The sequence below is a fragment of the Pseudarthrobacter sp. SL88 genome (genome assembly GCF_026672455.1).
Lineage (GTDB): Bacteria > Actinomycetota > Actinomycetes > Actinomycetales > Micrococcaceae > Arthrobacter.
This window is the reverse complement of the sequence record NZ_JAPPRD010000001.1, coordinates 3338045-3363642: the sequence shown is the minus strand read 5'-3', so window position 1 is coordinate 3363642 and position 25598 is coordinate 3338045. Positions and strand designations below refer to the sequence as shown.

General features: G+C 66.9%; 19 protein-coding genes, 1 tRNA gene, 1 other RNA gene and 1 pseudogene. 11 read left to right on the top strand and 11 right to left on the bottom strand.

Features of this window, described 5'->3' with window-relative positions:
• Window positions 1–46: 46 nt before the first annotated feature.
• Together OVA06_RS15125 and ffs are read right to left on the bottom strand one after the other, a co-directional pair.
• On the bottom strand, window positions 47–3652 hold the full coding sequence (locus tag OVA06_RS15125; protein WP_442793554.1) for a DNA polymerase III subunit gamma and tau: 3606 nt from the start codon (window positions 3650–3652) through the stop codon (window positions 47–49).
• A 21-nt stretch (window positions 3653–3673) separates the two neighbouring features.
• Window positions 3674–3770, bottom strand: an RNA gene (gene ffs, locus OVA06_RS15120) — signal recognition particle sRNA small type.
• Between the two features lie 426 nt (window positions 3771–4196).
• On the opposite strand from ffs, the gene OVA06_RS15115 reads away from it, so the two are divergent.
• Window positions 4197–4284 (top strand) — tRNA-Ser (locus tag OVA06_RS15115).
• Between the two features lie 81 nt (window positions 4285–4365).
• On the opposite strand, the gene OVA06_RS15110 is transcribed toward OVA06_RS15115, so the two are convergent.
• On the bottom strand, window positions 4366–5286 hold the full coding sequence (locus OVA06_RS15110) for an oxygenase MpaB family protein (RefSeq protein WP_056076824.1): 921 nt from the start codon (window positions 5284–5286) through the stop codon (window positions 4366–4368).
• A gap of 109 nt (window positions 5287–5395) precedes the next feature.
• On the opposite strand from OVA06_RS15110, the pseudogene OVA06_RS19705 reads away from it, so the two are divergent.
• From OVA06_RS19705 to OVA06_RS15090, 4 genes and pseudogenes are all read left to right on the top strand, one after another.
• Window positions 5396–6223 (top strand): annotated as a pseudogene (locus OVA06_RS19705) (M23 family metallopeptidase); the annotation flags it as partial.
• 158 nt (window positions 6224–6381) lie between these two features.
• On the top strand, window positions 6382–7011 hold the full coding sequence (locus OVA06_RS15100) for a hypothetical protein (protein ID WP_268160867.1): 630 nt from the start codon (window positions 6382–6384) through the stop codon (window positions 7009–7011).
• 166 nt (window positions 7012–7177) lie between these two features.
• Window positions 7178–7690 (top strand): glutathione peroxidase, encoded by a 513-nt coding sequence (locus tag OVA06_RS15095; RefSeq protein WP_261619961.1) that lies wholly within the window; start codon window positions 7178–7180, stop codon window positions 7688–7690.
• A 164-nt stretch (window positions 7691–7854) separates the two neighbouring features.
• On the top strand, window positions 7855–8784 hold the full coding sequence (locus tag OVA06_RS15090) for a phosphodiesterase (protein WP_056076818.1): 930 nt from the start codon (window positions 7855–7857) through the stop codon (window positions 8782–8784).
• A gap of 55 nt (window positions 8785–8839) precedes the next feature.
• On the opposite strand, the gene OVA06_RS15085 is transcribed toward OVA06_RS15090, so the two are convergent.
• Window positions 8840–10477, bottom strand: coding sequence for a stealth family protein (locus tag OVA06_RS15085; RefSeq protein ID WP_268159399.1), 1638 nt, complete (start codon window positions 10475–10477; stop codon window positions 8840–8842).
• A 107-nt stretch (window positions 10478–10584) separates the two neighbouring features.
• Entirely contained in the window at window positions 10585–11514 is a 930-nt protein-coding gene (locus tag OVA06_RS15080) for a hypothetical protein (RefSeq protein ID WP_056076813.1), read from the bottom strand.
• A 147-nt stretch (window positions 11515–11661) separates the two neighbouring features.
• Between OVA06_RS15080 and OVA06_RS15075 the strand changes: the two genes are divergently transcribed.
• A complete protein-coding gene (locus OVA06_RS15075; RefSeq protein WP_171908923.1) occupies window positions 11662–11961 on the top strand; it encodes a type II toxin-antitoxin system VapB family antitoxin in 300 nt (99 codons plus the stop codon).
• A complete protein-coding gene (locus tag OVA06_RS15070; protein WP_268159397.1) occupies window positions 11954–12631 on the top strand; it encodes a LytR C-terminal domain-containing protein in 678 nt (225 codons plus the stop codon). The genes OVA06_RS15075 and OVA06_RS15070 overlap by 8 nt, the downstream gene beginning before the upstream one ends.
• Before the next feature lie 67 nt (window positions 12632–12698).
• On the opposite strand, the gene OVA06_RS15065 is transcribed toward OVA06_RS15070, so the two are convergent.
• Window positions 12699–13349 carry a TetR/AcrR family transcriptional regulator gene (locus OVA06_RS15065; RefSeq protein WP_056076809.1) on the bottom strand — a complete coding sequence of 217 codons (651 nt, stop codon included), beginning with the start codon at window positions 13347–13349 and terminating at the stop codon, window positions 12699–12701.
• A 56-nt stretch (window positions 13350–13405) separates the two neighbouring features.
• Window positions 13406–14104, bottom strand: coding sequence for a DsbA family oxidoreductase (locus tag OVA06_RS15060; protein WP_056077066.1), 699 nt, complete (start codon window positions 14102–14104; stop codon window positions 13406–13408).
• 217 nt (window positions 14105–14321) lie between these two features.
• Here OVA06_RS15060 and OVA06_RS15055 point away from each other — a divergent pair, with 217 nt between their 5' ends.
• Window positions 14322–15383, top strand: coding sequence for a glycosyltransferase family 4 protein (locus OVA06_RS15055; protein WP_056076807.1), 1062 nt, complete (start codon window positions 14322–14324; stop codon window positions 15381–15383).
• Window positions 15384–15442: 59 nt separating this feature from the next.
• Window positions 15443–17623, top strand: a complete 2181-nt coding sequence (locus tag OVA06_RS15050) for an amylo-alpha-1,6-glucosidase (RefSeq protein WP_268159393.1) — start codon at window positions 15443–15445, stop codon at window positions 17621–17623.
• Window positions 17624–17627: 4 nt separating this feature from the next.
• On the opposite strand, the gene OVA06_RS15045 is transcribed toward OVA06_RS15050, so the two are convergent.
• Window positions 17628–18161: a GNAT family N-acetyltransferase gene (locus OVA06_RS15045; protein WP_268159391.1), complete on the bottom strand. Its 534-nt coding sequence runs from the start codon at window positions 18159–18161 to the stop codon at window positions 17628–17630.
• Window positions 18162–18175: 14 nt separating this feature from the next.
• Window positions 18176–19135, bottom strand: a complete 960-nt coding sequence (locus tag OVA06_RS15040) for a D-2-hydroxyacid dehydrogenase family protein (protein WP_268159389.1) — start codon at window positions 19133–19135, stop codon at window positions 18176–18178.
• Between the two features lie 147 nt (window positions 19136–19282).
• On the opposite strand from OVA06_RS15040, the gene OVA06_RS15035 reads away from it, so the two are divergent.
• Window positions 19283–20479, top strand: a complete 1197-nt coding sequence (locus OVA06_RS15035; RefSeq protein ID WP_056076800.1) for an MFS transporter — start codon at window positions 19283–19285, stop codon at window positions 20477–20479.
• Window positions 20480–20716: 237 nt separating this feature from the next.
• Here the strand turns inward: OVA06_RS15035 and aceB are convergent, their stop codons facing one another.
• Both aceB and aceA read right to left on the bottom strand, forming a co-directional pair.
• Window positions 20717–22369, bottom strand: coding sequence for a malate synthase A (gene aceB, locus OVA06_RS15030; protein ID WP_268159386.1), 1653 nt, complete (start codon window positions 22367–22369; stop codon window positions 20717–20719).
• 252 nt (window positions 22370–22621) lie between these two features.
• Window positions 22622–23938: an isocitrate lyase gene (gene aceA / locus OVA06_RS15025; protein ID WP_268159384.1), complete on the bottom strand. Its 1317-nt coding sequence runs from the start codon at window positions 23936–23938 to the stop codon at window positions 22622–22624.
• Between the two features lie 175 nt (window positions 23939–24113).
• Between aceA and OVA06_RS15020 the strand changes: the two genes are divergently transcribed.
• Entirely contained in the window at window positions 24114–25598 is a 1485-nt protein-coding gene (locus tag OVA06_RS15020; protein WP_268159382.1) for a helix-turn-helix transcriptional regulator, read from the top strand.

The window sequence follows — 25598 nt, the reverse complement described above, 5'->3', positions numbered from 1 at the left end:
TTTTGCAGGTCATGGCGCAGCCGCCCCCGTGACGGACCGGCGGCCGTCAGTAGCGCGGGGCTATGGGGCTGCCGTCCGGCGAGCGTTCTTCGATCAGCTTTCCGCCCAGAATACGCTCCACCGCGGCGCGTCCGAAGACGCCGGACTCCTCGATGGTTTCGTCGTCCGCGCTGGGAATGTCCTGCACATAAGTGGCCGCCGCCGCTGCCGCCCGTGCGGGAGCCTTGGCCCGTCCGGCTTCGGCTTCCGGGCTGTTGGACAGCCTTTGGTAGAGGCTTTGCCGTGTCGCCGCGGCCGTGGCAGTGGCCGGGGCGGTTGCAAGGGCTGGCGAAGGTGCTGATGCCGGTGCGGAAGACGCCATGGCGTACTCGCGAGCCTGTTGCGGTTGCGGGCTGGCCGGTGCTGGCGGTGCCGTTGCCGGCGGTGCTGCTGCCGGTGGTGCCGCCCCCGCTGGTGCCGCCGGCGGTACTGCCGCCCCCGCTGGTGCCGCCGGTGGCATGGTGGTGCGGGCGGGGCCGGCCGCCGGAGTAACAGGGAGGGACGGCGGGACCTGGGCGGTGGCGGGCTCGTAGTGCGGGGTGCTGGTCACAGCCGTGACACCTGCTGGCCGGGACGGGTTGTCGGGTTCCGCGCTGGCTCCGCCGGCCACGGAACCGGCTCCCACGTTGCTTTCCGTCCCCACAACCCAGACGCCGGGGGCCTGTTCCACAGCCCGGGTCCAGGGGTCGTGGGCGCCGTCTTCTGTGCCCGAAGGCCGCTGCGGGGCTTCCCCAATGGGAGACGGAGCTGATGCCGGTGAGGACGCGGGCGCCGGTGAGGGCCCGGGTGTCTCGGCGGACACTGGGGCCGGCGCTGCCGCCTGTTTGCTTCCCTTCGCGGGCGAGGGAGCCCAGTCCATGGGAGGTTCTTCCTCCAGCGGGGGAGCGTCCTCGTCCCTCGGCGGTCCCCAATCGTCGTCTGAGTAGGAGTAGTCGCCGGCAAGGGCCGCGTAGGGGTCCCCTCCGGCGGCAGCGCTGCTACCCGAAGGCGCGCCGGAGCCGTCGGGACTGTTGACGGCAGAACGCGCCGGGGCGCTGCCGGATGTGCCGGCACCGGACGGTGGGGGCCCGCTGGCGTTGCCGGCAGCGCCGGAGTTGCCAAGGGCGTGGCTGCCAGGAGCATGGCTGCCGGGCGCCGGGACATCGGCCCGCGCACCCTGTGCCTGGTCCTGCGACGCCGGCGGCTTGGGGTCTTCCGCATGTTCGGCCGCCTGCGCTGCGCCGGTCCCTGCGGCCACGGCGGAGGAACCGGTGCGGGTTGGCTGTGGCGATGGCGCGTTGTGGCCGGGACGTCCGCCGGCATCGGCAGATGCAGGTGCCGGGGCCGGTGCTGGAGTGGGCGCCGGGGCCAGGCCCCAGGCAACGTCAGCTGAGCTGGCCGTAGTCACCTGACTGGCCGGAGCCACCTGGTTGGCCGTAGCTACCTGGCTGGCGGGTGCTTTTGGGTTTGGTTCAGCGCTCGCTTGGCCTGCGCCGGCCGCCACTGCATTGATCTGGCAGTCGATGCCCACCGTTTTGTGGATCGCCTGGCGGAGGTTGTCTGAGTGATCCGCCCGCCCGAAGGCACCGGCGAGACCGGAGGTTGCGAAAGCCAGCGTGAGGACGCTGCCATCGAAGGCGCTGACCTGGGCGTTCGGTTCTACAAGCGCCCAGGTGCTGCGCTTGATTTTGGACAGGGTCTGCAGCACGTCTGGCCACGCACGGCGAAGGACTTCAACGTCGCCCATGCCTGCGGGGCCGCCAGGGGCCGCAGTATCGCGTGGCGCGTTCTGTCCGGCACTGCCAGCGCTGGCGGCGCCGGCAGTGGCGTCACCGCGACCGTGCGACGTGTGTGCTGAACCTGCCGGGGCGGATGCGTCCTGCGTTGGAGACGACGAAGCGGGCCGAGCCTGCTCCGGAGCGCCCTGTGGACCCTGCACCGCAGCGGCAGGTCCGGACGCGGGCGCCGGTCGGCCCGCAGCGGGCTGGACCGGAGAGGTGCTGCCGCCCGCTTGGCGCTCGTTGCCAGGCTGGTCCACGGGCCAGTCGTTTGTGCTCACGCGCGGGGCCGTCAGCGGCGGGCGGCCGTCAGCGGTCCCTGCACCAGGAGCACCTTGAGTTGTCCGGGGCGAAGATTCCCCTGTTGCAGGGAGGGAAGGCACATCCGGACCAGCCTGCAGCTGGGCCGACGGGATGGGTGCCGTAGGAGCCTGCTCAGCGGGAGCACGGCCAGCTGCGCCCTGGGAAGAGGGGGACTGGGCTGCAGGGGACTGGGCGGCGGCAGCGTGTAACTCGGGAGCCTGACCACCGGTGGCGCCGGCAGTTGCAGTTTGTGGTGCCACCGGAATCGGGGCAGCCGCCGGGGCTGGTGGCGCCGATCCGGCACCCAGCGTGGCGCTGGCACCCTGGCCTGCGGCAGCACCGGCGTCGTTCCCGGAGTAGTTCAGACGCCGCTCGACGCGGTCGATGCGCGCAGCAATGCCGCGTTCATTCTGTTCCGAACTTGGCAGCAGGATCCGGGCGCAGAGCAATTCCAGGTGCAGCCGCGGAGACGTGGCACCTGTCATCTCGGTCAGCGCCGTGTTGGTGACATCGGCAGCACGGGACAACTCCGCGGCGCCAAGGTTGTGGGCCTGGTTCTGCAGCCGGGCGATTTGGTCCGCCGGCATTCCGCGCAGGATGACCTGGGCGCTCTCCGGCATCGCCTGGACGATGATCAGGTCGCGGAAACGCTCCAGCAGGTCCTCAACGAAGCGCCGCGGGTCGTGCCCGGTTTGGATGACGCGGTCCACCGCGCGGAAAACGGTGGCTGCGTCCGAGGCAGCAACGGCCTCCACCACATCGTCCAGAAGCGAGGCGTGCGTGTAGCCGAGCAGCGCAACGGCGAGCTCGTAGTCGAGCCCGTTCGGCCCTGCGCCTGCCATGAGCTGGTCCAGGACGGACAGGGAGTCACGGACGGACCCGCCGCCGGCGCGGATGACCAGGGACAGGACACCGGGTGCCACCGGGACGTTCTCCTGGTTGCACAGCAGCTCCAGGTAGGCCATCAGCGGCTCGGGCGGAACCAGCCGGAAAGGGTAGTGGTGCGTGCGGGAGCGGATGGTGCCAATGACCTTGTCCGGTTCCGTGGTGGCGAAGATGAACTTGATATGTTCCGGCGGCTCTTCGACGATTTTCAGCAAGGCGTTGAAGCCCGCCGAGGTGACCATGTGCGCTTCGTCGATGATGAAGATCTTGTAGCGGTCGCGGACCGGGGCGTAGGTGGCGCGTTCCCGGAGATCGCGTGCATCATCCACACCGCCATGGCTGGCGGCATCAATCTCGATGACATCGAGGGAGCCGGAGCCGCCGCGGGCCAGTTCAACACAGCTGGGGCACACGCCGCAGGGGGTGTCGGTGGGCCCCTCGGCACAGTTCAGGCAGCGGGCCAGGATGCGGGCGGAGGTGGTTTTGCCGCAGCCTCTTGGGCCGGAAAACAGGTAGGCATGGTTGACGCGGTTTTTGCGCAAAGCCGTCATCAGTGGTCCGGTGACATGCTCCTGCCCGATAACGTCTGCGAAGGAATCGGGACGGTATCTGCGGTAGAGAGCGGTAGTAACTGTCACAGGAAAAACCCTACCAATCCGGGCCGACATCCTGCCGCCCTGTGGGGGAATAGTAAAGACCCCCCATGCACCCGCCAGAGCCCGTCTACCCTTGCTACCTTCCGGTCCTGGGGGAGTTCAACAGGATGACGCCACATGAGGGGCCGTCAGATACTTTACCCGAACATCGGGCCCGACTCGAATCGGCGGCGGTCCGTGGCATCTTCCGTCCGGCCCGCCTGTCCAATGATGAAACAGCGGGCACAAAGGGGACGCATTTTCATTGCTAATCCCGCCGGCAGCCGCGATCATTGGTATGTACACCGATTGGGGCAATCTCAAGGTTGTGAGCTGCGTGGCCTGGCTGAACGGGCCGGACCCGGCAGCTCAACGGTGTCCGGTGGAATGGGCGCGTTGGGGGCGCCCATTTCTGTTGCTGGCTCTTTTGGGTGGCTGGGCAGCCGGGCGCATGGAACCCTGCACAGGCCTCCGCGGAGCGGCCGCCCAAGCGCCGGCGTAACGCTGAAAACGGCCCAATTGGGCGATGCGCGAATCTTCAGGTAATCTAGTATCTGCTTTTGATTCAAGAGCAGCTGGAGAATTCGCCTAGCGGCCTATGGCGCACGCCTGGAACGCGTGTTGGGTTAACGCCCTCGGGGGTTCAAATCCCCCATTCTCCGCCAGCCAGGAACCCGGTCCCACAGTGTGGGGCCGGGTTTCTGCATGTTCTGGCCAGAATGCGGGCACCCTGGAGGGCGCCGTGTTCAGGCGTCCGGTGCTGCCATCCCCAGCCGGAGCAAACGTGCCCGCGCCGCAATCTCACTCGGTCCACGGGGACCAAGCGTGAGGCGTACGACGCCGAGGACTGCTTTGGTCGCGAGCCGCACCGGCAGCGGGAAGGGGCCCAGCCGCGGGACAGAGAGCCCCAGCATTGCCCGGTACCGGGGCTCGAGGCTGTACACGGCGCCGGCGAAGAGAACACGATAGCCAGGCCGCAGCATCGGGTGCAGGGGAGCCTTTCGGATGAACTCCACCGTCTCGGCGACCCGATGGTCCGCTCGCAGCTGGCCGCTTTCATACCAGCGGTCCAGTTCGGCCCGCATGTCAGCCTCCGTCAACGGCGGCCGGTCGACGCCCATCAGCCTGCCGGCCTGGGCCCACTCACGGACGTAAGCGTCTGGGCCTCCCGGGACAGGCCCACCCCAAATTTTGTGGGAGGCCAGGAACGCGTCAGTAAAGGCGATGTGGATCCAGCCGGCCAGGTGGGGATCGTTTGCACTGTAGTTGTGGGCTTGGCCGTCGTTGCCGTCATAGATCCCGTGCACGGGTGCATGCAGGCGGCGGACCCTGCCCGAGGCATCTTCGGCGGCTTCCCGTGAACCATACGTGACCGTGAAGATCCAGCGGATCGTGTGGGCAAGGCGTCCCAGCGGATCCTCCCGGAAGTTCGAGTGCTCGTGGACACCCGCCAGTGCCCCCGGGTGGAGGGACTGCATCAGGAGTGTCCGGATTCCCGCCACGATAGGGGACATGGAGCCGTGGACTGCCCACACGGCTGAACCGGGGTGGTGGTATCCGGCATCGTTCCCCTCCTCAAGCCGAACGGCCCAGTCCGGAGGGGCGTCCGACCTTCCGGTGAACGTCTTCCTGATTTCGCCTTGCCACTTCCGAAGTAAGCTCCGCATATCCCATTGTTGCCCGGTTTGCGGGTCGGTGGGAGGAACTTTGCCATGTACGGCACATCGGGGACCAGGGCTTGGTTGCACCACGCCAGTCCAGCCTGTGGTTTTCCACATGATCCCCGCAATGTGTTGTAAGGGGTTCACACCGGTCCGCCCGTATGGTCCCATGAGATGTACCGTCAAGAAAGCGCGGGTGGCTACCTTCTGGAGCCAGTCAATTGGCAAGCATTGGGGAACCGGTATGGGCGGATATGCCCGGCGCTTCAGCCATCCGGCCGCGCGAACGCTGGTGGCCACCGGTGCTTTGGCGGTGGCCTTCGGTCTGGTCAACCTCCGTGCTTCGTCCACCGGCCTGTGGCCAGGTTCAGCCGAGGCCGTCCGGACCGCCGCTGCACCCGGGGCGGATAAGTCGTTAACGGGTGCGGAGAACGGCTTCCGGATTCCCGCTGCACCTGCCCAGGGAGCCCAGGCGTCCGGCCGGGTTAGTCCCGGCCTGCTGTCCCCGGCAATCCTTACGGATCCCGGGGCCGCCGTAGCTTTTCCGCGTCCCCAAGTGGGCAGCCCGGGAGCTGGCTCACAATCCACGGTGTCCATGGAACTGTCCGGTATCGGCAGGCCGCCGGCAGGTTTCCTGATGGCACCGCTGGCCCTCCTGAATGCCAGCTCTCCTTTCGGGTTCCGTACCAGTCCGCTGACGGGGACGGCAGGGGATTTCCACCTTGGCCAGGACTACGCGGCGCCGTGCGGCACCACCGTTTACGCAGCCGATTCCGGCGTGGTTCGGGCTGCCGGCTGGCATCCTTGGGGCGGTGGCAACCGGGTGGAAATCGACCACGGCAACGGCCTCATCACCACGTACAACCACCTCGAGTCGATTGCAGCACGGGCGGGAGACAAGGTGCAGGTTGGCCAGGCCATCGCACGGGTGGGCACCACCGGGTGGTCCACCGGGTGCCACCTGCACTTCGAAACGATCATGGACGGCCGCTACATCAGCCCCCGGGGCTGGAGCCTGATGACGCTCCGCGCACTGGGAGGACCCACCCCCGAACCGGTGTCCTATGCCCCTGGCACCGGAACTTCGTCGGGGGCCACGGTGTGGACCATACCTTTGGGGGTGGGAGCGGATCCGTCGGCCGGCCAGGAGGAAACCGCGGCGACGACGACGACGCCTCCCACCACGGCGCCTCCGTCTCCTTTCCCGTCGGTAACGCCAGGACCCGCAGGGACAGTCCTGCCGCCCCCGGGGGCGCCTCAGGTACCGTCGCCTACACCTACACCTACGCCGTCGCCGTCGCCGTCGCCGAGTCCGACGTCGCCGGCAGCGACTCCCAGCCCGACGCCGACACCTTCGCCCTCACCTGGCCCGACGCAAACGCCCAGCCCAACGCCGACACCTTCGCCCTCACCTGGCCCGACGCAAACGCCCAGCCCAACGCCGACACCTTCGCCCTCACCTGGCCCGACGCAAACGCCCAGGCCCACTCCGACGCCTACGCCAACACCTACGCCAACACCAACGGCAACGCCCACGCCTTCACCCGCTCCGTCGCCGAGCCCGACGCCCACTGCTACGCCCGTGCCAAGTCCCACACCGCCCCCGGCGCCGGTCCCCACACTGGCGCCCACTCCTACTCCCACACCGACGTCGTCTGCCCTGACGCCGACTGCGCCTCCGCCGTCGTCCGCGACGCCCAGCCCGGTGCCGACCTCCACCCGCCACTGTGACCCCCACTGTCGCGCCGACCCCAACGCCGCTGCCCTCCGCCAAATTGCCTGCAACGGCGCCCTAGCCCGGGCCTCCTCGGGGCATGGACCGGACCAATAGCCCCGGACGTACAGGAAACACGCAGCCGCGACCAGTACCGTGGGCAGTTGGCAACGAAGCACCGGCATGGACAACTACCTGAGGACGCAACGCGTGGCACCCCTGTACCCAATTCACCTGACCCTGAATGATGGCACCAGCACCGAGTTCGCCCGGTTCAAGGGGAACGTGGTTCTTGTAGTCAACGTTGCCTCGAACTGTGGTTTCACACCGCAGTACGCGGGCCTGGAGGCCCTGTACGGCAAATTCCGCGACCGGGGATTCGAGATCCTCGGCGTCCCCTGCAATCAGTTCGCAGGCCAGGAACCGGGCAGTGACAGCGAGATCGCAGAGTTCTGCGAGCGCAACTTCGGTGTCTCCTTCCCGCTGACCACCAAGGCCGATGTGCGCGGCAAGAACCAGCACCCGCTTTACGCCGAGCTGACCAAGTTCAAGACGGGGATCCTTCCGGGACTGGTGAAGTGGAACTTCGAGAAGTTCCTGGTGAACCGCGACGGCGATGTGGTGGCGCGCTTCGCACCCACCGTGGAGCCGGATTCGGCGGAGGTCATCGACGCGATTGAAAAAGCACTCGGCTGAAATGTAGGCTGTTTCCCGAATTTGCCCTGCAGAAAGCGCAGTTCTTTTAGCTTTTTCCACATCAGCTCCGGCGATTTGCCCAAAGTTTGCCAAATGTCTGATTGGATAAATATTACTGAGGGGTACAAGGGAAGCGCCGTTTCCCACCGACCACAGAGGTAGCAATGGAGCACATCGAGGCCGAACATCCCCGGCCACGCCACTTCCTACTCCACCTGAGCGATCCCCATTTGTTGGGAGGTCCGGAACCCCTGTACGGCGTCGTTGACAGCGAAGCCCGCCTTACTCAGCTCTTTGAAGAGGTCAAGGCGTCCGGGGCGAGGCCGGAGGCCGTCATTTTTACCGGCGATCTTGCCGATAAGGGCGAGCCTGGCGCTTATGCCAAGCTTCGCGCGATTGTCGATCCCGCCTGCGATGAACTCGGTGCCGAGGTCATCTGGGCCATGGGAAACCATGACAACCGTGCCAACTTCCGTGAGGGCCTGCTGGACCAGCCCCGCGATGACGCTCCGGTGGACAACAGCTACTTCATCAACGGCCTGCGCGTGATCACCATGGACACCACTGTTCCGGGGTACCACCACGGGGAGCTGAGCGAGTCCCAGCTGGAGTGGCTGGCGAGGGAACTTGAGACGCCCGCGCCGGACGGCACCATCCTTGCGCTGCACCATCCGCCCGTTCCGTCGGTCCTGGACTTGTCGGTGCTGGTGGAACTGCGTGACCAGGGGTCGCTGGCTGCGGTGGTCCGGAATTCAGATGTACGGACCATCCTGGCGGGGCACCTTCACTATTCCACCACTGCCACCTTCGCCGGGATCCCGGTGTCGGTGGCCTCCGCCAGCTGCTACACCCAGGACCTCAACGTTCCGGTCGGCGGCACTCGTGGCCAGGACAGCGGTCAGGCATTCAACCTGGTGCACGTTTACGAGCACACGATTGTCCACTCGGTGGTCCCCATGGGAAGCGCGACGACGGTGGGCGAGTACGTGACGGCAGACGAGACTGCGCGGCGCCTCGAGGCCGCCGGGGTACGCATCCCCGAGACCGCGAAGCAGCGCACCATGTCGAGGACGGGCGCCAACACCAGGCGCTGACCTGCGTTGACTTTCCGCGCGGCAGTGCCACAGCGCGGGCTGTGGCACTGCAGTGCTACTTCTCCCAGGGCGCCTTGATGGGGTAGTACTTCTCCAGGAAATCCGTGACCAGTTCGGCGCGTTCATCGGCTGCGACTTCCGGGAAACTGCCGTCGTTGAGGCAGAAGAAGTCCATGTTCCGCTTGGACAGCAGCTTGGGCAGGTAGTTCAGCCCGGCCCGCATGGTGGTGTCCACGTATCGCACCTTGGCCGCGGTCTGCGTGACGGCACGTCCGGTCAGCAGCGCGTAGTAGTGGTAGAACGAGTTAGTCACCGAAATGTTGTCGGCCGCCCGGAACCTGCTGGCGGCGGTCTTCCGGAACTCCTCCGGAAACTCCTCCTCCATCTGCTTGATGAGGCTCCGGCGAAGCGGCGCGGCAGTGTGCTCCAGGTGACGGGTGGTGATCCGGCCGAACCTGTTCCACAGCAACTTGCGGTTGACCCGTGCCGCGTTCTCGAACCCGCTGCGTTCCGCAGCGTTGTCGCCCAGGCCGATCCTGGTTTCCGCCTCAATGAACTTCGTGATGCCGCCGGGGGTGAAGAACAGGTCCGGGCTGACGGGCCGGCCGAAGAACATGTCGTCGTTGGAGTACAGGAAGTGCTCCGAGAGTCCGTCGATGTGGTGCAGCTGGCACTCGACGGCCTGGGAGTTGTGGGTGGGCAGCACCGAGGGATCGGCGAAGAACTCCTCGCTCCGCACGATGGTCACCGAGGGGTGCTCCGCCAGCCAGGCCGGGGCGGGGGAGTCCGTGGCGATGAAGATGCGGCGGATCCACGGTGCGAACATGTAGACAGACCGCAGCGCGTACTTGAGCTCGTCGATCTGCCGGAACCGGGCCTCGTGGTCGTCGCCTTCGCCCAGGACGGCGTCCTTCTGCTGGGCACGCCGGGCGGCAATGTACTCGGGCGAGCTGCCGTCCACCCATGAGAACACCAGGTCGACGTCGAAGCTGATGTCGCTGGCATGGTCGGCGAACATGTTCTCGATGGTGGGCCAGGCGTGGCCGTAGCGTTCCACTGTTCCGCGGACCGCGTCCTGGCGCAGGAGCGTGCGGCGCGTCAGCGAGTTTTCGATGGGCAGGATGATCTGCTCGCCCTCGAAGGACCACAGCTCGATCTGCACACCGGCGGATGCGCCGAACTCAAAGCCGCCCACCGGTTCCACACGGGGCCGGTACAGGCGGAAGATGCGCGCCTGCCGGTTGGAGGAGAGTTCGCCGTCCGCAACCAGGACGGACGTCTTCTTCTTGGCATCCACGGTCATGGAGTAGAAAGGTTCGTCCCGGCAGGCCTCCACCAGGGCGGCCCGGAGCTTCTTCCGGTCCCGCCAGCCCAGCGCGATGACGGGCCTGTCGTTGTTGCCGCGCACCAGAAGGTAGGCCAGCCCGGCGTTGGCCAGCACGTTGCGCAGGAACAGCAGGTCCTCCACCATGGCCTGGTAGGGCGTCCTGTTGTCGTTGACGACGGCGTAGCGGCCCTTGTGCCGGATCACGTCAGGGCGGAGCCTGAACCGCTGTTCAGCCTCAGCCGAGGTCACCTCGGAATGGAACTGTTCCTCGCTCGAGGGCTGTCCGGCGTAGTAAACCTCGTCCTGGACCGGTGCTTCTGTGATGGTTGTCTCCGTGCTGGTCAAAGTAAGCCTTTCTACCTGCATGATAGCCGCGCGGGGGAAACAGCTTGTTTCGCTTGCGTCGGCATGCCCGCGCCAAGCGGGATGTGGCGGGCCGCCCGGGACCGGGTGCCGCGGGGAAGGATCCGGCGTCAGGCGCCCAGCGCCTCCCGCCAGCTGCGCAGGAAGGCGCCGCCGGCGTCGTCGTGGATGACCGAATCTGAGAGTCCCAGGTCCGTGGCCGTCAGGATATCGTACGGTTTCTCCGGGACGCCATCAGCGGGCCGGACGTCCACATGTTTGACCGGATGGTCGTTGTGGTGCAGCCAGTCAGCCATGGCGTAATCGGTCCGGGAATCACCCACCGTCCGCCAGGCGTCAGGCGTGATCCCTTGGGCGGCCAGCAGTTCAACCGCCCGGCTCGCCCCCAGGTCCTTGCCCAGCCGCACCGACTCAATGTCGGTGGAGATAATGGTGGGGTCCACGCGGTAGTCCACGTCGTCGTCGGAATTCGGCGCGTGGTGGTCCAGGCGCACCACGCCCAGGCCGTGGCGGGCCATCAGCTCCATGGCGTCCGCGTCAAAGAGTTTCTGTTCGGCAAGGTAGTCAGCGCTGGGCACCTCGATGTGCTGCTCCACGGACACCATGGCACGCTTTGTTTCGTCGAAGAACATGTGTGCGCTGTAGTCCTCGGCCACCAGGCGGCGGATGTCGTCGCCGTACGCGGCAGGGACGGCCAGCTCGCGGTCAACGTGGACCGGGCCGGGGCCCGCGGCGGTATAGCTGAACCACACCGCGCCCTTCTCGCAGACCGCATGGATGACGGTGCCGTCCGGGATGCCCGCAGCGAGCATCGGCTCCATGACCTGCTCGCGGATGAAGGCATCCGAACGGCCGGTGTTGAAAATGACGGGGATGCCGGCGGCGGCAAGGGCCACAAGGTCCCCGATGATGGCCGGCCTGACGTTCCGCGTGACCGGGCTGGCTATCGGCCCGTCCACATCCAGCAGGAGGGCCAGCGGCGGGGTTGACGGCAGGCGGGTTCCGGTCACGGACATGGCGGGGGCTTCGGATGCTGTCATGGATCCATTGTCTCAGTTGGGTGGTCAACTCCCCGCTCCGGCTGTGCAAAGGTCACCGCGTGTGACATGGTCACCGTTTGGCTACAACCTTAAGGCGGCACGGCCGGGTACTTCCGCTGCCGTCGGCAGGATGCCTAGGGTGGCATGGTGATATTCAAAGCTGTGGGCGAGGGCCGCCCTTACCCCGACCATGGTTACAGCACGCCCAAGGACTGGGCCTCGCTGCCGCCGCGGCCGGTCCGGCTGGACGAACTGGTAACCACCAAGCGCACCCTGGACCTGGAAGCGCTGCTGGCGGAGGACTCCACATTCTTCGGCGACCTGTTCCCGCACGTGGTGCAATACCAGGGAACCCTGTACCTGGAGGACGGGCTGCACCGCGCGGTCCGGACTGCCCTGCACCAGCGCACCGCGATCCACGCCCGGGTCCTGGTGATAGATGGCTAGGAAGAGGAAGCCGCAGGACGTCAGCGTCCTGCACGGACACCATGTGGTCAGCGGGCAGGAGCTGCGGGCCACGTTCGACGCCGGCCGGAACGCCGACGACACGGCCCGCGTACGGCGCCGGGTGCTGCACGGCGTGGTCCTGGTGCTCCTGATCGGACTGATCGCAGCGGGCATTATCACGGCTCTTGCCATCATCAACGGGCGGTTCAGCATCCCCTCTGCGGAGCCGGCCGCGAAGACCGTCAGTGCCTGCCCGGCCGCAACGTTCGACTACACGCCGAACGAACAGGTCAACCTCAACGTGTACAACTCCACCAGCAGGCCAGGGCTGGCGAAATCCGTGGCGGATGATTTCCTCGCGCGTAAATTCGTGGTGGCCGCGGTCGGCAACACCGAGCCCAGCTACCGCGGGGTTGCCGCAGTGATCTCCGGAGCGGCCGGGCAGTCCGCAGCCTTCAGTGTCCAGCGGAACCTGCCGGGATCGGACTATTTCCAGGACAGCCGGACGGACGGCACCGTGGACGTCATCCTGTCGCAGGATTACCGGGCACTTGCGCCGCCGGAACTGGTGGACCAGACTCCCGGCACGCTGAGCTGCCCCAGGGAAAGCCGGCGGGTGGCGGACGATGACATGTGGCCCGTGATGCCCTCGGCAGCCCCCGCCTCCTGACGCCCGCTGCTCTATCAGCCCGGGCTGCTAAACCCGGGCTTTTGGGGACCTGAAGTGATGGGGCAACTCAGCCGGCCACGGCGCGAAGCGGTGCCAACCGGACGGGCCGGCCGCCGTCGTCGAACCTTGCCCCGGCGCCCAGTTGGATGAACCGCACGGTCCGCGCCACCCGCGCTTCCAGTTCCGCGGGCTCGTCGCTGCCCCTGGCCGCGCTCGAGGACAGGGTTCCCAGGATCAGCTGCGACTGCTGGCCCACGTCCGCGGCAGGCAGGTAGCCCTGGTCCATGCCGTCACGCAGAATGCCCTGCAGGAGCACGCTCAGCTCGCCTACATGGTCGGCGAGTTTGGCAAAGGACGACGGCGAGAGCACCGCGCCCATGGCAGGTCCGGGCGGCAGGTGGCGCCGGGTGAGGTCCTCCACCTGCGCGCGCACGTACAGGGCCAGCCGCTCCACCGGATTGTCGAGCCGGCCGAGCGCCTCCCGCAGCTCCGCGAGGAACTTTTCCGTCTCCTCCAGGGCATAGGAAATCAGCAGCTCTTCGATGTCCGCGTAGTAGTTGTACACGGCCGTGCGCCCCACGCCGGCGTGCCGCGCGACGTCGGTCATGGTCAGCCCGGGCAGGCCGTGCGAGAAGAGCAGTTCGCCGAAGGCCGTCAGGATGCGGCGTTGGGTGTCGGCGCGTTGCGCTGCGTTGGTGGCCGCTGAAATCCTGGGCATACAGACACTTTACCGCGATGTGTCACTAAACGGTGAGTGCCCCGCCTGCAGCCGAGTCAGACGCTGCAACCATCCGGGCCGCAGGCTTCGCCGTCGCCGGAGTTGACCAGAACCAGGGGGTTGGCGTCCTGCCATGCCTGGTTGAGGGCAGCGGTGAAGGTTTCGGTGGGCTGCGCTCCGGAGAGGCCGAACTTCCGGTCGATGACAAAGAACGGCACCCCGCTGATGCCCAGGGCACGGCCTTCCTCGACATCGTTGCGGACGTCGTCGGCGTACTTGTCGGTGGTGAAAAGCGCTTCCACCTCGGCGTCCGGAATTTCGAGGTCGCTGCCCAGCGCGGCCAGGTAGTCCCGGCTGCCGATGTCCTTGCCATGCTCGAAGTGGTCGCTGAGCAGGCGCTCCTTGGCGGCGTCCTGCTGGCCGTGCGCGGCGGCCAGGTGGATCAGGCGGTGCGCAGTGAAGCTGTTGGCCACCACCACGTTGTCGAACCGGTACTCCAGGCCCTCACCCCTGGCCTGCTCCGCCACATGGTTGAACATCTGGGAGACCTGCTGCGGTGCCATGCCCTTGCGGGTGCTGAGGTACTCAAGTTCGGTGCCGTCGTAGTGCTCGGGGAGGCCGGGATCGAGCTGGTAGCTGCGCCACTGCACCTCAACCGCGTCGCGGTGCGGGAAGTCAGCCAGGGCGGCCTCGAAGCGGCGCTTGCCGATGAAACACCACGGGCAGGCAACGTCGGACCAGATCTCAATCTTCATGGACTGCATAACCGGTGCGGTTCTGCCGCCATTCCGGGCCCGGGTGTGAGATACCCCACGGTAGGTCTTGTGGGCCGCCGCATCCTGCGCAATAGTCTGAACAGAGGCCCAGTAATGGACCGCGGAAACCCAAACATTCCACTGCGGCATTGCGTACCGCGGCGGGGTGGCGCCCGGCCCGCTGGGGAGCCCGGCCCGTCTCACCTGGGAGGTCAGGATGCGGATTGGCTTGGTATCAGGACCATGGATTCCTGTTCCACCGGCAACGTACGGCGGGACGGAACGGGTGGTGGACACCCTTGCCCGGGGCTTCGCCGCACGCGGCCACGAGGTACTCCTGGCCGCACCCACTGAAAGTACCTGCCCGGTGCCCCTTGTCCCTGGCATGCGCCCGGCGGACTATACGGGCATGGGCACCAGCCTGTCGGAGCTTAGCCACGTGGTCAGGGCCTATGAGGGGCTGGCGGACGTGGACATCATCCATGACCACACCCTTGCCGGCCCCCTCTACATGCACCGGCCCGGAGGGATTCCGGTGGTGACCACCATCCACGGACCCCTGCATGCCAGGGCGGCCGACATCTATCGCGCCATAGCCCGGGCAGGGGCGGTGATCGCCATCTCCCGGGACCAGGCCTCGCATGCTCCCGGCGTACCCGTCACCCGGGTGATTCACCACGGTATGGACCTCGCGGCGGTTCCGGTGGGAACGGGAGGAGGCGGTTACCTGTGCTTCGTGGGCCGGTCCTGCCCGGACAAGGGCCTGCTGGAAGCCATCAGCATCGCCCGTGAGGTGGGGATGCGCCTGAAGATCGCGGTGAAGATGCGGGAACCGGAGGAGGTGCGCTATTTCCGGGATGTGGTTGAACCCATGCTGGGCTCCAACGAGGACTTTATGGGGGAGGTGGATGACGCGACCAAATACCGCCTGATGGGGGAAGCGGTGGCATTCCTTAACCCCATCCAATGGGCCGAGCCCTTCGGCCTGGTCATGATCGAGGCCCTCGCCACCGGAACGCCGGTGGTTGGAACCGCTGTGGGAGCCGCGGAGGAGATTGTGGAGCACGGGCGAACGGGCTTCCTGGGCGCCACCGAACAGTTGGCGGACTTCATTCCGGCCGCCGCAGGCCTGGACAGGGCGGTGTGCCGCAGCGCGGTGCAGGGGCGCTTCAGTGCAGAGCGGATGGTGGCGGACCACCTGCGCCTATATGCCGAACTGATTGAAAGGCGGCCTCCGGCGGGGGTTCCGCATGCCGTCCCGGTGGACCAGAATCGATAGGGCAACGGTGCTTCCAGGATTTTCGGGCAGCACCTCGTCGCTTGAGAGGGGAGTCCCTGATGACCGCCTGGAACGCCGATAACGAAGCATCCGTGTCCGATTCCGGATCGGTCACCGTCCTGGAAGGATCCTCCTTCTGCATCTCGTCCGGAAGCGGGGACATCCCCTCCGACGGCGGCACGAACGGTGCGTTCTTCCAGGACACCCGCATCGTTTCGCGGTGGATGCTCCGCGTCAATGGGGCGCTGCGTGAGCCCCTGACGGCCCAGCGGCCGCAGCCCTTCAAAGCGACGTTCGTGGGCCGGGCCAAATGGCCCGGCGGCAGGTTCGACAGCCCGCTGGTGGTCCGCCAGGTGCGGCACATCGGTCCCGGCATGCAGGACGACATCACGCTGGAAAACTATGCATCCGAGCCGGTGGACTGCGAAATTGAGCTGTTGGTGGAGGCGGACCAGGCAGACCTGTTCGAGGTCAAGGGCAGCCGCGCCACGGGGAACGACGACACCACCCGGACCGTCAGGGACGGCAAGCTCATCATCGAGGCCTTGCGGCACGGCCAGCAGCGCGGAACCGCCGTTGGCGCCAGGGATGCCGAGGTCAGCACCGAAGGCCTGCGCTTCCGCATCACCGTCCCGGCGCGGGGAAAGTGGGCCACCAGCATCATCGTGGTGCCCCTGGTCAACGGCGAAGCACCGGACCAGCCCTTCCGCGAGGGGCAACTGCCGCACCACCGCGAAGGCGTGCGCCGGCACCTGGACTGGGAAGAAGGCGTACCGCGGATCAGGATCGAAGACGCCAGCCTCCAGGACCTGCTCAACCGCAGCCAAAGCGACTTGGGTGCACTGCGCATCTTCGACCCCCACCATCCGGACCGGGCGGCCGTCGCCGCCGGGGCGCCCTGGTTCATGGCGCTGTTCGGCAGGGACTCGCTGCTGACCTCCTACATGAGCCTGATGGTCAACCCCAACCTTGCCCTTGGCACACTGCAAACCTTGGCCGGCATCCAGGGCAAGAGGGTGGACAACGACTCCGAGGAGGAACCCGGCCGCATCCCGCACGAAGTCCGGCTGGGGGTCACCGCCGGATTGTCCCTCGGCGGCACGGCCTACTACGGCACCGCCGACGCCACCCCGCTGTTCGTGGCCGTCCTCGGAGAACTGAGCCGATGGGGACTGTCCAAGGACGTGATCCAGCCACTGCTCAGCCACGCGGACCGGGCCCTGGAATGGATTGAGAAGTACGGCGACCGCGACGGTGACGGTTTCGTGGAATACCTGCGCCCCAACAACCACGGGCTCGTCAACCAGGGCTGGAAAGATTCGTGGGACGGCATCAACTTCGCCGACGGGACCATCGCCGAACCGCCCATCGCCCTCTGCGAAGTGCAGGCCTACGTCTACTCGGCCTATCTGGGCCGCTCCCTGCTGGCGCACTGGGACGGGGACCCGGAACTGGAACACCACTGGGCTGAAAAGGCAGCGGCCTTCAAAGAGGAGTTCAACAAAAAGTTCTGGCTGCCGGACAAAGGCTATTTCGCCGTCGCGCTGGACAAGGACAAGCGCCCGGTGGACGCCCTGACCTCCAACATCGGCCACTGCCTCTTCTCAGGCATCGTGGACCGGGACAAGGCGCAGTCCGTCATGGAGCACCTGATGTCCCCGCAAATGTTCACTGGGTGGGGCATCCGCACGCTCGCCTCGGACATGGGCGCCTACAACCCGGTCAGCTACCACAACGGGTCCGTCTGGCCGCACGATACGGCCATGGTGGCCACAGGCCTGATGCGCTACGGGTTCGTGGACGAGGCAAGACGGGTGGCCCTGGGGGTCTTCGAAGCAGCCGAACACTTCGACAACCGGCTGCCCGAACTCTTTTGTGGCTTCGACCGCGGTGAGTTCCCCGGCCCCGTGCCGTACCCCACCGCATGTTCGCCGCAGGCGTGGGCTGCCGCGGCGCCTGTCCAGCTGGCGCGGATCCTCCTCCGCTTCGACCCTGTCTTTACCCGCGGAGTAGTGCACCTGGCACCGATCCTCCCGGACACCGTGGGCACCTTCCGGGCCGAAAACGTCCTGCTGGACTCTTCCCGGGTCACCATCACCGCCACCGGCACCAGCGGCACCATTGACGGACTTCCCCCGGGCCTGAAGCTCCTGGCCCAGCCGCGCCCGCCGCTGGCGTATCCGCCCGGAAGCCCGGAGGCCGCCTCAGACCATGCCGGCCTGAACCAGCCCGGCACGTAAGCAGCTACGGCAAGGCGCGTTCGAGGACGAAGTCGTGTTCCACGGTGCTGCCCAGCCGGAAAGACTTGGTGCCCACCTTCCGGAACCCGGACTTCCCGTAGAAGCGGATGGCGCGGGCATTCTGGCTGTTGACGCCCAGCCAGATCCCGGCCCGGCCAGCCGCACCGGCGGCCTGCACACTGGCATGCATCAGTTCGGCGGCGGCACCCAGTCCGTGGTGTTCGGGATGCACATAGCACTTGCTGAGCTCCACCGACGGCGTGAGTATCAGGGCCGAGGCAACGTCCGGGTCCGACGCCGGCCGGTCCACCAGCAGGCTGTACCCGTTAAGCCGGTCGCCGCTGTCCAGCACCAGGATGGTGATGTCCGGATCGGCGAGGTAGCCCCGGAAGTGGTCTTCACTGAGCGTGTTTGCCAGGTGCGCCGCGATATCCTCCGGCGACGACGACGGCGGGCAGGCCAGCGGAAAGGTGACGGCCGCCAGCTCAGCCAGCGCGCCGGCGTCGGCCATGGTGGCGCGGCGGATGGTGTGGCTCATGGGTTACTCCGGGGTCAGGGGGTGATGGTGCGGATGGGGGAGCCTGCCAGCCAGGCGGTGACGTCCTCGAAGGCGCCGCCGTAGAACTGCCGGTAGCTCTCCTGCGTGACGTAGCCGAGGTGCGGTGACAGGACGGTGTTGGGGGCCGCCAGCAGCGGGTGGCCGGCCTGCAACGGTTCCTGGTCGAAAACGTCCAGGGCGGCGCCGCGGATCCAGCCTTCGTTCAGTGCCCGGACCAGCGCTTCCTGGTCCACGAGGGGGCCGCGGGCGGTGTTGACCAGGATGCCTTCGGGGCCCAGCAGCCGCAGCTCCTGCTCACCCACGGTGTTCTCCGAGCGAGGGGAGAGCCGCAGGTGGAGGGTGGCGATGTCGGACGCGCGGAACAGCTCCTCCTTCGATACCCGCCGCACCCCGGCCTCCGCCGCGGCGTCGGCTGTGAGGTTCTGGCTCCACGCCACCACGTCCATGCCGAAGGCTTGGCCGTAGCCGGCAATCCGGCGCCCGATCTTGCCCAGCCCCACCACGCCCAGGGTCTTGCCTGCCAGCTCCACCCCTACGGTTTTCTGCCAGGAGCCGGCCCGCAGCGAGGCTTCCTCGGCCGGCAGGTGCCGTGCGATGGCCAGCAGCAGCGCCCAAGTCAGCTCCGGGGCTGCCGCGGGCGAACCGGGTGTTCCGCAGACCGTGACGCCGTGGTCCGCGGCTGCGGCGACGTCGATGGACGCGTTGGCCATCCCCGTGGTCACCAGCAGTTCGAGGGCGGGCAGTTTCTCGAACACTTCGCGCGGGAAGGCGGTCCGTTCCCGCATGGCGATCACGATGGTGGAGCCGGCGAGCGCCGAGACCAGCGCATCCTGCGAGGCGAAGGGTTCGCGGAACGTGGAAACTTTGACCCCCTCTGCTTCCAGGGCCGCCCAGTCGGCGTAGCCATGGGCCACGTCCTGGTAGTCGTCGAGGATGGCAAGGCGGTGCGGCATGGCGGTGTCCTGTCCTTCACGGTGTCCTTGTGGGGGCAGGTTCATCCTAAGCCTGGGCGTCACGCGGTGCCTTGCACAGTTTGTGGGCCTGCGCGGCGTGATAGCAATGAAGGTGATGAGTGACTTCCTTTTCCCCTTTTCCGTCGCGTGACCGGCCGGCTGCTTTCCCGAATTCCCGGCAGCTGGATCCTGCTCGCCTGCATTGGCCTGCTGGCCCTGAACCTGCGCGGGCCGTTCGTGGCCGTCGCGCCGGTGGTGGGTCCCATGCAGGCAGAACTGCATTTCTCGCCGGTGGTGCTGGGACTGCTGACCAGCATTCCCGTGCTCTGCTTCTCGCTCGCTTCGCCGCTGGCGTCCCTGGCCGCGAGGAAGTTCGGCGCCGAGTTTGCCGTCAGCCTCACCATCCTGGGCGTCCTGGCGGGAGTCCTGGTGCGGTCCGCCGGCGGACCCGCCCTGGTAGTGGCAGGGACCGTGATCATTGGCCTGGCCATCACGGTGGGCAACATTGCCGTGCCGCTGATCATCCGCCGCGACTTCTCGCCCTCGCGGCAGGGGACCGCCATGGGCATCTACACCGCTGCCCTGAACATCGGCTCGTTCCTGACATCCGTGGCCATGGCGCCCCTGGCCGAGTGGACCGGCTGGCGTGCCGCCCTGGCATCGGTGGCCCTCCTGGCCGTGGCCGCCATCGTTGTGTGGACGCTGGCAGTGGGGCCGCGGACCGCGTTCATCGTCTCCGCTGCCGAGGACGCCGGCGAAGCCAAGCTCCCGCCGGTGGCCGGCACCGGCTGGATCACCTTCGGCCTCACGGCGGGCTTCGGCGGCCAGGCCTTCTCCTACTACGGCGTCACCGCCTGGCTGCCCAGCTACCTGCACGATGAGCTGGGCATGTCTGCCGCGGAAGCCGGTGCGGCGTCCTCGATCTTCCAGATCCTCGCCATCGTGGGCGGGCTCGGCGTGCCGTTCGCCGCCAAATACATGAGTACGACGGCGGTGGCGGTCACCTTGGGTGTGTTGTGGACGGCAGTCCCGGCCGGGCTGCTGCTGATGCCGCAGCTGTGGTGGTTGTGGTCGACCTGCGGCGGGATCGCCCAGGGCGGCGGCATCACCATCATCTTCATCGCCATCATCCGGCTGGCCCGGAACCAGGCCATGGCCGGCAGGATGTCCGCCACCGTGCAGGGCCTGGGCTACTGCCTCGCTGCGGTTGCCCCGCCGCTGGTGGGCTTTGTCCACGACGCCTCGGAGTCGTGGACGCCGGCGCTGCTGGTCATCCTCGGCTCGGTGCTGACCTTCTTTGTCAGTACCACCCTCTCCGTCCGCAAGGTGCCGCGGGGCCGCTAAGGCGCAGGCCGCCGTCGGACATCCCGTCAGCACCCAGGGACGCGCGCTCACCTGATGGGTTAACCGAAGGACGCGCGCTCACTCTTCTGAGGGAAGTGAGCGCGCGTCCGGCGTTATGACCCAACAAGTGAGCGGGCGTGTAAAGGGGTTCCGTTGCCGGGCCGGCGCCCCGGATTTCGGGGGGCCTGTTGCGAAGGGCGTGCCGGCCCGGCGGACGGAAGTCTGTGCAGCTGCGGGTCAGGCCGCTGCGAGCTCCTCCACGGTGGCCTTCTCGCGGGCTTCGGTGAGGTAGCGGGCGTAGGCCGGGAGGGTGAGGAAGGACGGGAACTCCGTGGCGAGGGTGACTTCCTCGAAGATGTCCCGGGCGTCCTCGAAGCGGTCGCCGTCGAAGCGCTCCAGCCGGGCGAATTCGCCGTCCAGCAGATCCTCCACCCATTCGTGCGTGATGATCTCGCCGTGGTCGGTGATGGCCCGGGCGTAGATCCACTGCCAGAGCTGGGAGCGGGAGATCTCCGCGGTGGCGGCGTCCTCCATCAGGTTGTGGATGGCCACGGCGCCGTTGCCGCGGAGCCAGGACTCGATGTAGCGGATGCCCACTTCGATGTTGTTGCGGATGCCCTGCTCCGTGATGGTGCCGTGCAGGGAGGCGACATCGATGAGGGCGCGGTCGTCCGGGGTGACGTCCCCGCGGAGCTTGCCGAGCTGGTTGGGTCGCTCGCCGAGGACGGCGTCGAACACTTCACGGCAGATGGGCACCAGATCGGGGTGGGCCACCCAGGAGCCGTCGAAGCCGTCCCCGGCCTCGCGGGTCTTGTCCGCCCGGACCTTCTCGAAGGCGTTGGCGTTGGCTTCGGGGTCCTTGCGGTTGGGAACGGCCGCGGCCATGCCGCCGATGGCCATGGCGCCGCGCTTGTGGCAGGCCCGGACCAGCTGCTCGGTGTAGGAGCGCATGAACGGGGCGGTCATGGTCACCTGGCCGCGGTCCGGGAGGACGAAGCGGGGGCCGCGGGTGCGGAAGTTCTTGATGATGGAGAAGATGTAGTCCCAGCGGCCGGCGTTCAGGCCCGAGGCGTGGTCCCGCAGTTCGTAGAGGATCTCCTCCATTTCGAAGGCTGCGGTGATGGTTTCGATCAGTACCGTGGCGCGGATGGTGCCCTGCGGGATGCCGAGCAGGTCCTGGGCCAGGATGAAGATGTCGTTCCAGAGCCGGGCTTCGAGGTGGTTTTCGATCTTGGGCAGGTAGAAGTACGGGCCCTTGCCCTGGGCCAGCAGGCGGCGGGCGTTGTGGAAGAAAAACAGGCCGAAGTCCACGATTCCGCCGGCGATGGGCGTGCCGTCGATGAGCATGTGCTTTTCGGGCAGGTGCCAGCCGCGGGGGCGGACCACGATGGTGGGCAGGTCGCCGGCCGGGCGGAGCTTGTACTCCTTGCCTTCCTCGCTGGTGAAGTCGATGCGGCGTTCCAGGGCGTCGGTGAGGTTCAGCTGGCCTTTGATGACGTTCCGCCATGTGGGGGTGGAGGAGTCTTCCATGTCCGCCAGCCAGACCTTGGCGCCGGAGTTCAGGGCGTTGATGGTCATCTTCTTGTCCACCGGGCCGGTGATTTCCACCCGGCGGTCCTCCAGGCCCGGGGCCGGGGGAGCCACCCGCCAGGACGCGTCGTTGCGGATGTGCTCGGTCTCCCGCAGGAACCTCGGATCCTGGCCGGCGGCGATGTTGGCGCGGCGGGTCCTTCGTGCCTGAAGCAGTTCCTGCCGGCGTTCCGCGGTGGCCCGGTGCAGCTTGGCGATGAAAGCCAGTGCGTCCGGCGTAAGCACTTCATCTTGCCGGCATATGGGCTGGGCAGTCATGGTGATGCCGTTGATGGTGAAGCTATCGGTGAAGCTGTTCATCTCAGTCTCCTTAAAGACGAAAGGGAAGTTCGACGGCTGGACTTGCCTGGGTGGGGCCGGAAAGGGAAATCCTCCGCGTGCTATCCCCATCCCCGGCGTAGGACCTCGCAAAGCTCGGTCGACGCCGGGGACAGGGCCCCTTTACGCACGCTTCCGGATTCCCCCTCCCGGCCCGTCAGCGGTCACGCTTAGGTGAGTGCCGCCGTCGTGCCTTTTCGGTGAGCGAAGCGAACGGCTCACCTTGGGCGGAAGTTAGTGGAACTGGCCTTCTTCGGTGGATCCCACCAGGGCCAGGGTGGACGCGTTCGGGTTGAGCGCGGTGGAGAGGGTGTCGAAGTAGCCGGTGCCGACTTCGCGCTGGTGCTTGGTTGCGGTGTAGCCGCGGGATTCGGAGGCGAATTCCTTCTCCTGGAGTTCGACGTAGGCGCTCATGCCTTCCCGGGCGTAGCCGTGGGCGAGATCGAACATCGAGTAGTTCAGGGCGTGGAATCCGGCCAGGGTGATGAACTGGAACGTGAAGCCCATGGCGCCGAGTTCGCGCTGGAACTTTGCGATGGTGGCGTCGTCCAGGTGCTTGCGCCAGTTGAAGGACGGCGAGCAGTTGTAGGAGAGCATCTGGTCCGGGAACTCGGCCTTGACGGACTCGGCGAACTTGCGGGCCAGTTCCAGGTCCGGGGTGCCCGTCTCCATCCAGATGAGGTCGGAGTACGGGGCGTAGGCCTTGGCCCGGGCGATGCAGGGTTCGATGCCGTTGCGGACCTTGTAGAAGCCCTCGGCGGTGCGCTCCCCGGTGATGAACTCCTGGTCCCGCTCGTCCACGTCCGAGGTGATCAAGGTGGCTGCCTCAGCATCAGTGCGGGCAATGACGACGGTGGGGGTACCGGCGACGTCGGCCGCCAGGCGGGCCGCGTTGAGGGTGCGGACGTGCTGCTGGGTGGGGATGAGTACCTTGCCGCCGAGGTGGCCGCACTTCTTCTCGGAGGCGAGTTGGTCTTCCCAGTGAACGCCGGAGGCGCCGGCCTGGATCATGGATTTCATCAGCTCGTAGGCGTTCAGCGGGCCGCCGAAGCCGGCTTCTGCGTCGGCAACGATCGGGACCAGCCAGTCCTCAACGGTCTGGATGCCCTCGGAGAATTCAATCTGGTCTGCGCGGAGCAGGGCGTTGTTGATGCGGCGGACCACAGTGGGTACGGAGTTGGCCGGGTAGAGGGACTGGTCCGGGTAGGTGTGGCCGGAGTTGTTGGCGTCGGCCGCCACCTGCCAGCCGGAGAGGTAGATGGCGCGCAGGCCGGCCTTGACCTGCTGCACTGCCTGGTTGCCGGTGAGGGCGCCCAATGCGTTGGTGTAGCCGCCGGTCTTGTGCTCTTCGGTGAGCTGCTTCCACAGCTTCTCCGCACCGCGGCGGGCCAGCGTCTGCTCTTCGGTGACGCGGCCGCGGAGGCGGACGACGTCGGAGGCTGAGTAGTCCCGGGTCACACCTTCCCAGCGGGGGTTGGCGGCCCACTCGAGCTCCAGGGCGGCGGCCTGCTGTTCGGGCGTCTGCGAGGTGGGCTCAAATGCTGCAGTCATCGTTGATCTCCTTGATTGAGCTCCGGATGGGGTAGGTGGGAACCGCGTCGTTGAGGTTCCCACCGGCTTTCCGGTGCGGTGTTTCTTTCCGTGTGAACTACTTTTCAGCACTTTCAACCCCCTTTCTAGATAAAACCTATGGAAAGAAATGCACTTCTTCACGTATTCTTCATAAATGTCGCCTTCAAGTTGGAACAGGGACGTTTCCCAGCCGCCGTCAGCCGCCGCCGCGGGACTTGACGTCATTGCGCTGGGCCGCCGCGTCCGCCATCTGCGTAAACAAGCCGGGCTCACGCTCGATGGCCTGAGCGCCGCCGTCGGGACCGCCCCCAGTCAGCTCAGCCTGATCGAAAACGGCAAGCGCGAACCCAAGCTGACCCTTCTGCAGCACCTGGCCGCGGCGTTGAACGTCAGCATCGACCAGCTGCTGGGCGCCGAACCGCCCAGCAGGCGCGCGGCGCTGGAGATCGAGCTGGAACGGTACCAGCGCGGACCGCTTTACGAGTCCCTCAACCTGCCGAAAATCCGCATCAGTTCGCGGCTTCCGCTGGATGTGCTCGAGGCCCAGGTGGGGCTCCTGCACGAGCTGGAGCGGAAGATGAACGAGCAGGTGGCCACACCGGAAGAAGCCCGGCGCGCCAACGGTGAGCTGCGTGCCATGATGCGTGAGCGCGGAAACTACTTCCCGGAGTACGAGGCCGAAGCGCAGAAGGTCCTCAGAGAGGTGGGCTACACCGCCGGTCCGCTGAGCCAGCACGTCATCGCAGACATTGCCGCACACTTGGGATTCGCCCTGTACCACGTGGGCGATTTACCCCACTCCACGCGGTCCGTGACCGATCTGAAGAACCGCAGAATTTACCTGACGCAGAGCCAGCGGCAGGACCACGACCCCCGTTCCGTGCTGCTCCAGGCTCTGGGACACTACGTTCTGGGCCACGAAACGCCCCGCAACTACGGCGACTTCCTGGCCCAGCGGGTGGCGACCAACTATTTCGCCGCGGCACTGCTGCTCCCGGAGCAGGCCACCGTGGAATTCCTGCAAAAAGCCAAAGCAGCCAAGGAAATCGCTGTGGAGGACATCCGGGATGCATTCGCTGTTTCCTACGAGACGGCTGCCCACCGGTTCACCAACCTGGCCACCAAGCACCTGGGCATCACCACGCATTTCCAGAAGACGCACCAGAGCGGGATCATCTACAAGGCCTACGAGAACGATGGCGTGAACTTCCCCCAGGACCACACCGGCGCCATCGAAGGCCAGCCGTCGTGCAAGGCCTGGACATCCCGTGCCGTGTTCGACGTCCCGGACAAGTTCAGCGCCTATAGCCAGTACACGGACACGCCCTCGGGCACGTACTGGTGCACCGCGCGTACCGAGCGGTCGGCCACTGGTGAGTTTTCGCTCAGCATCGGGGTGCCCTACCAGCATGTGAAATGGTTCCGCGGGCGTGAGACGACGGCCCGGGCCACTTCAAACTGCCCTGACCCGAACTGCTGTAAGCGCCCGCCGGCCGCCCTGACCTCGGAGTGGGCCGGTAACGCCTGGCCCTCCGCGCGCGCCCATTCGCACCTGCTGGCGGCCATGCCGCCCGGCGCCTTCCCGGGCGTCGACGAAACCGAGGTGTACAGCTTTCTGCAGGCCCACTCGGGGAGTTGA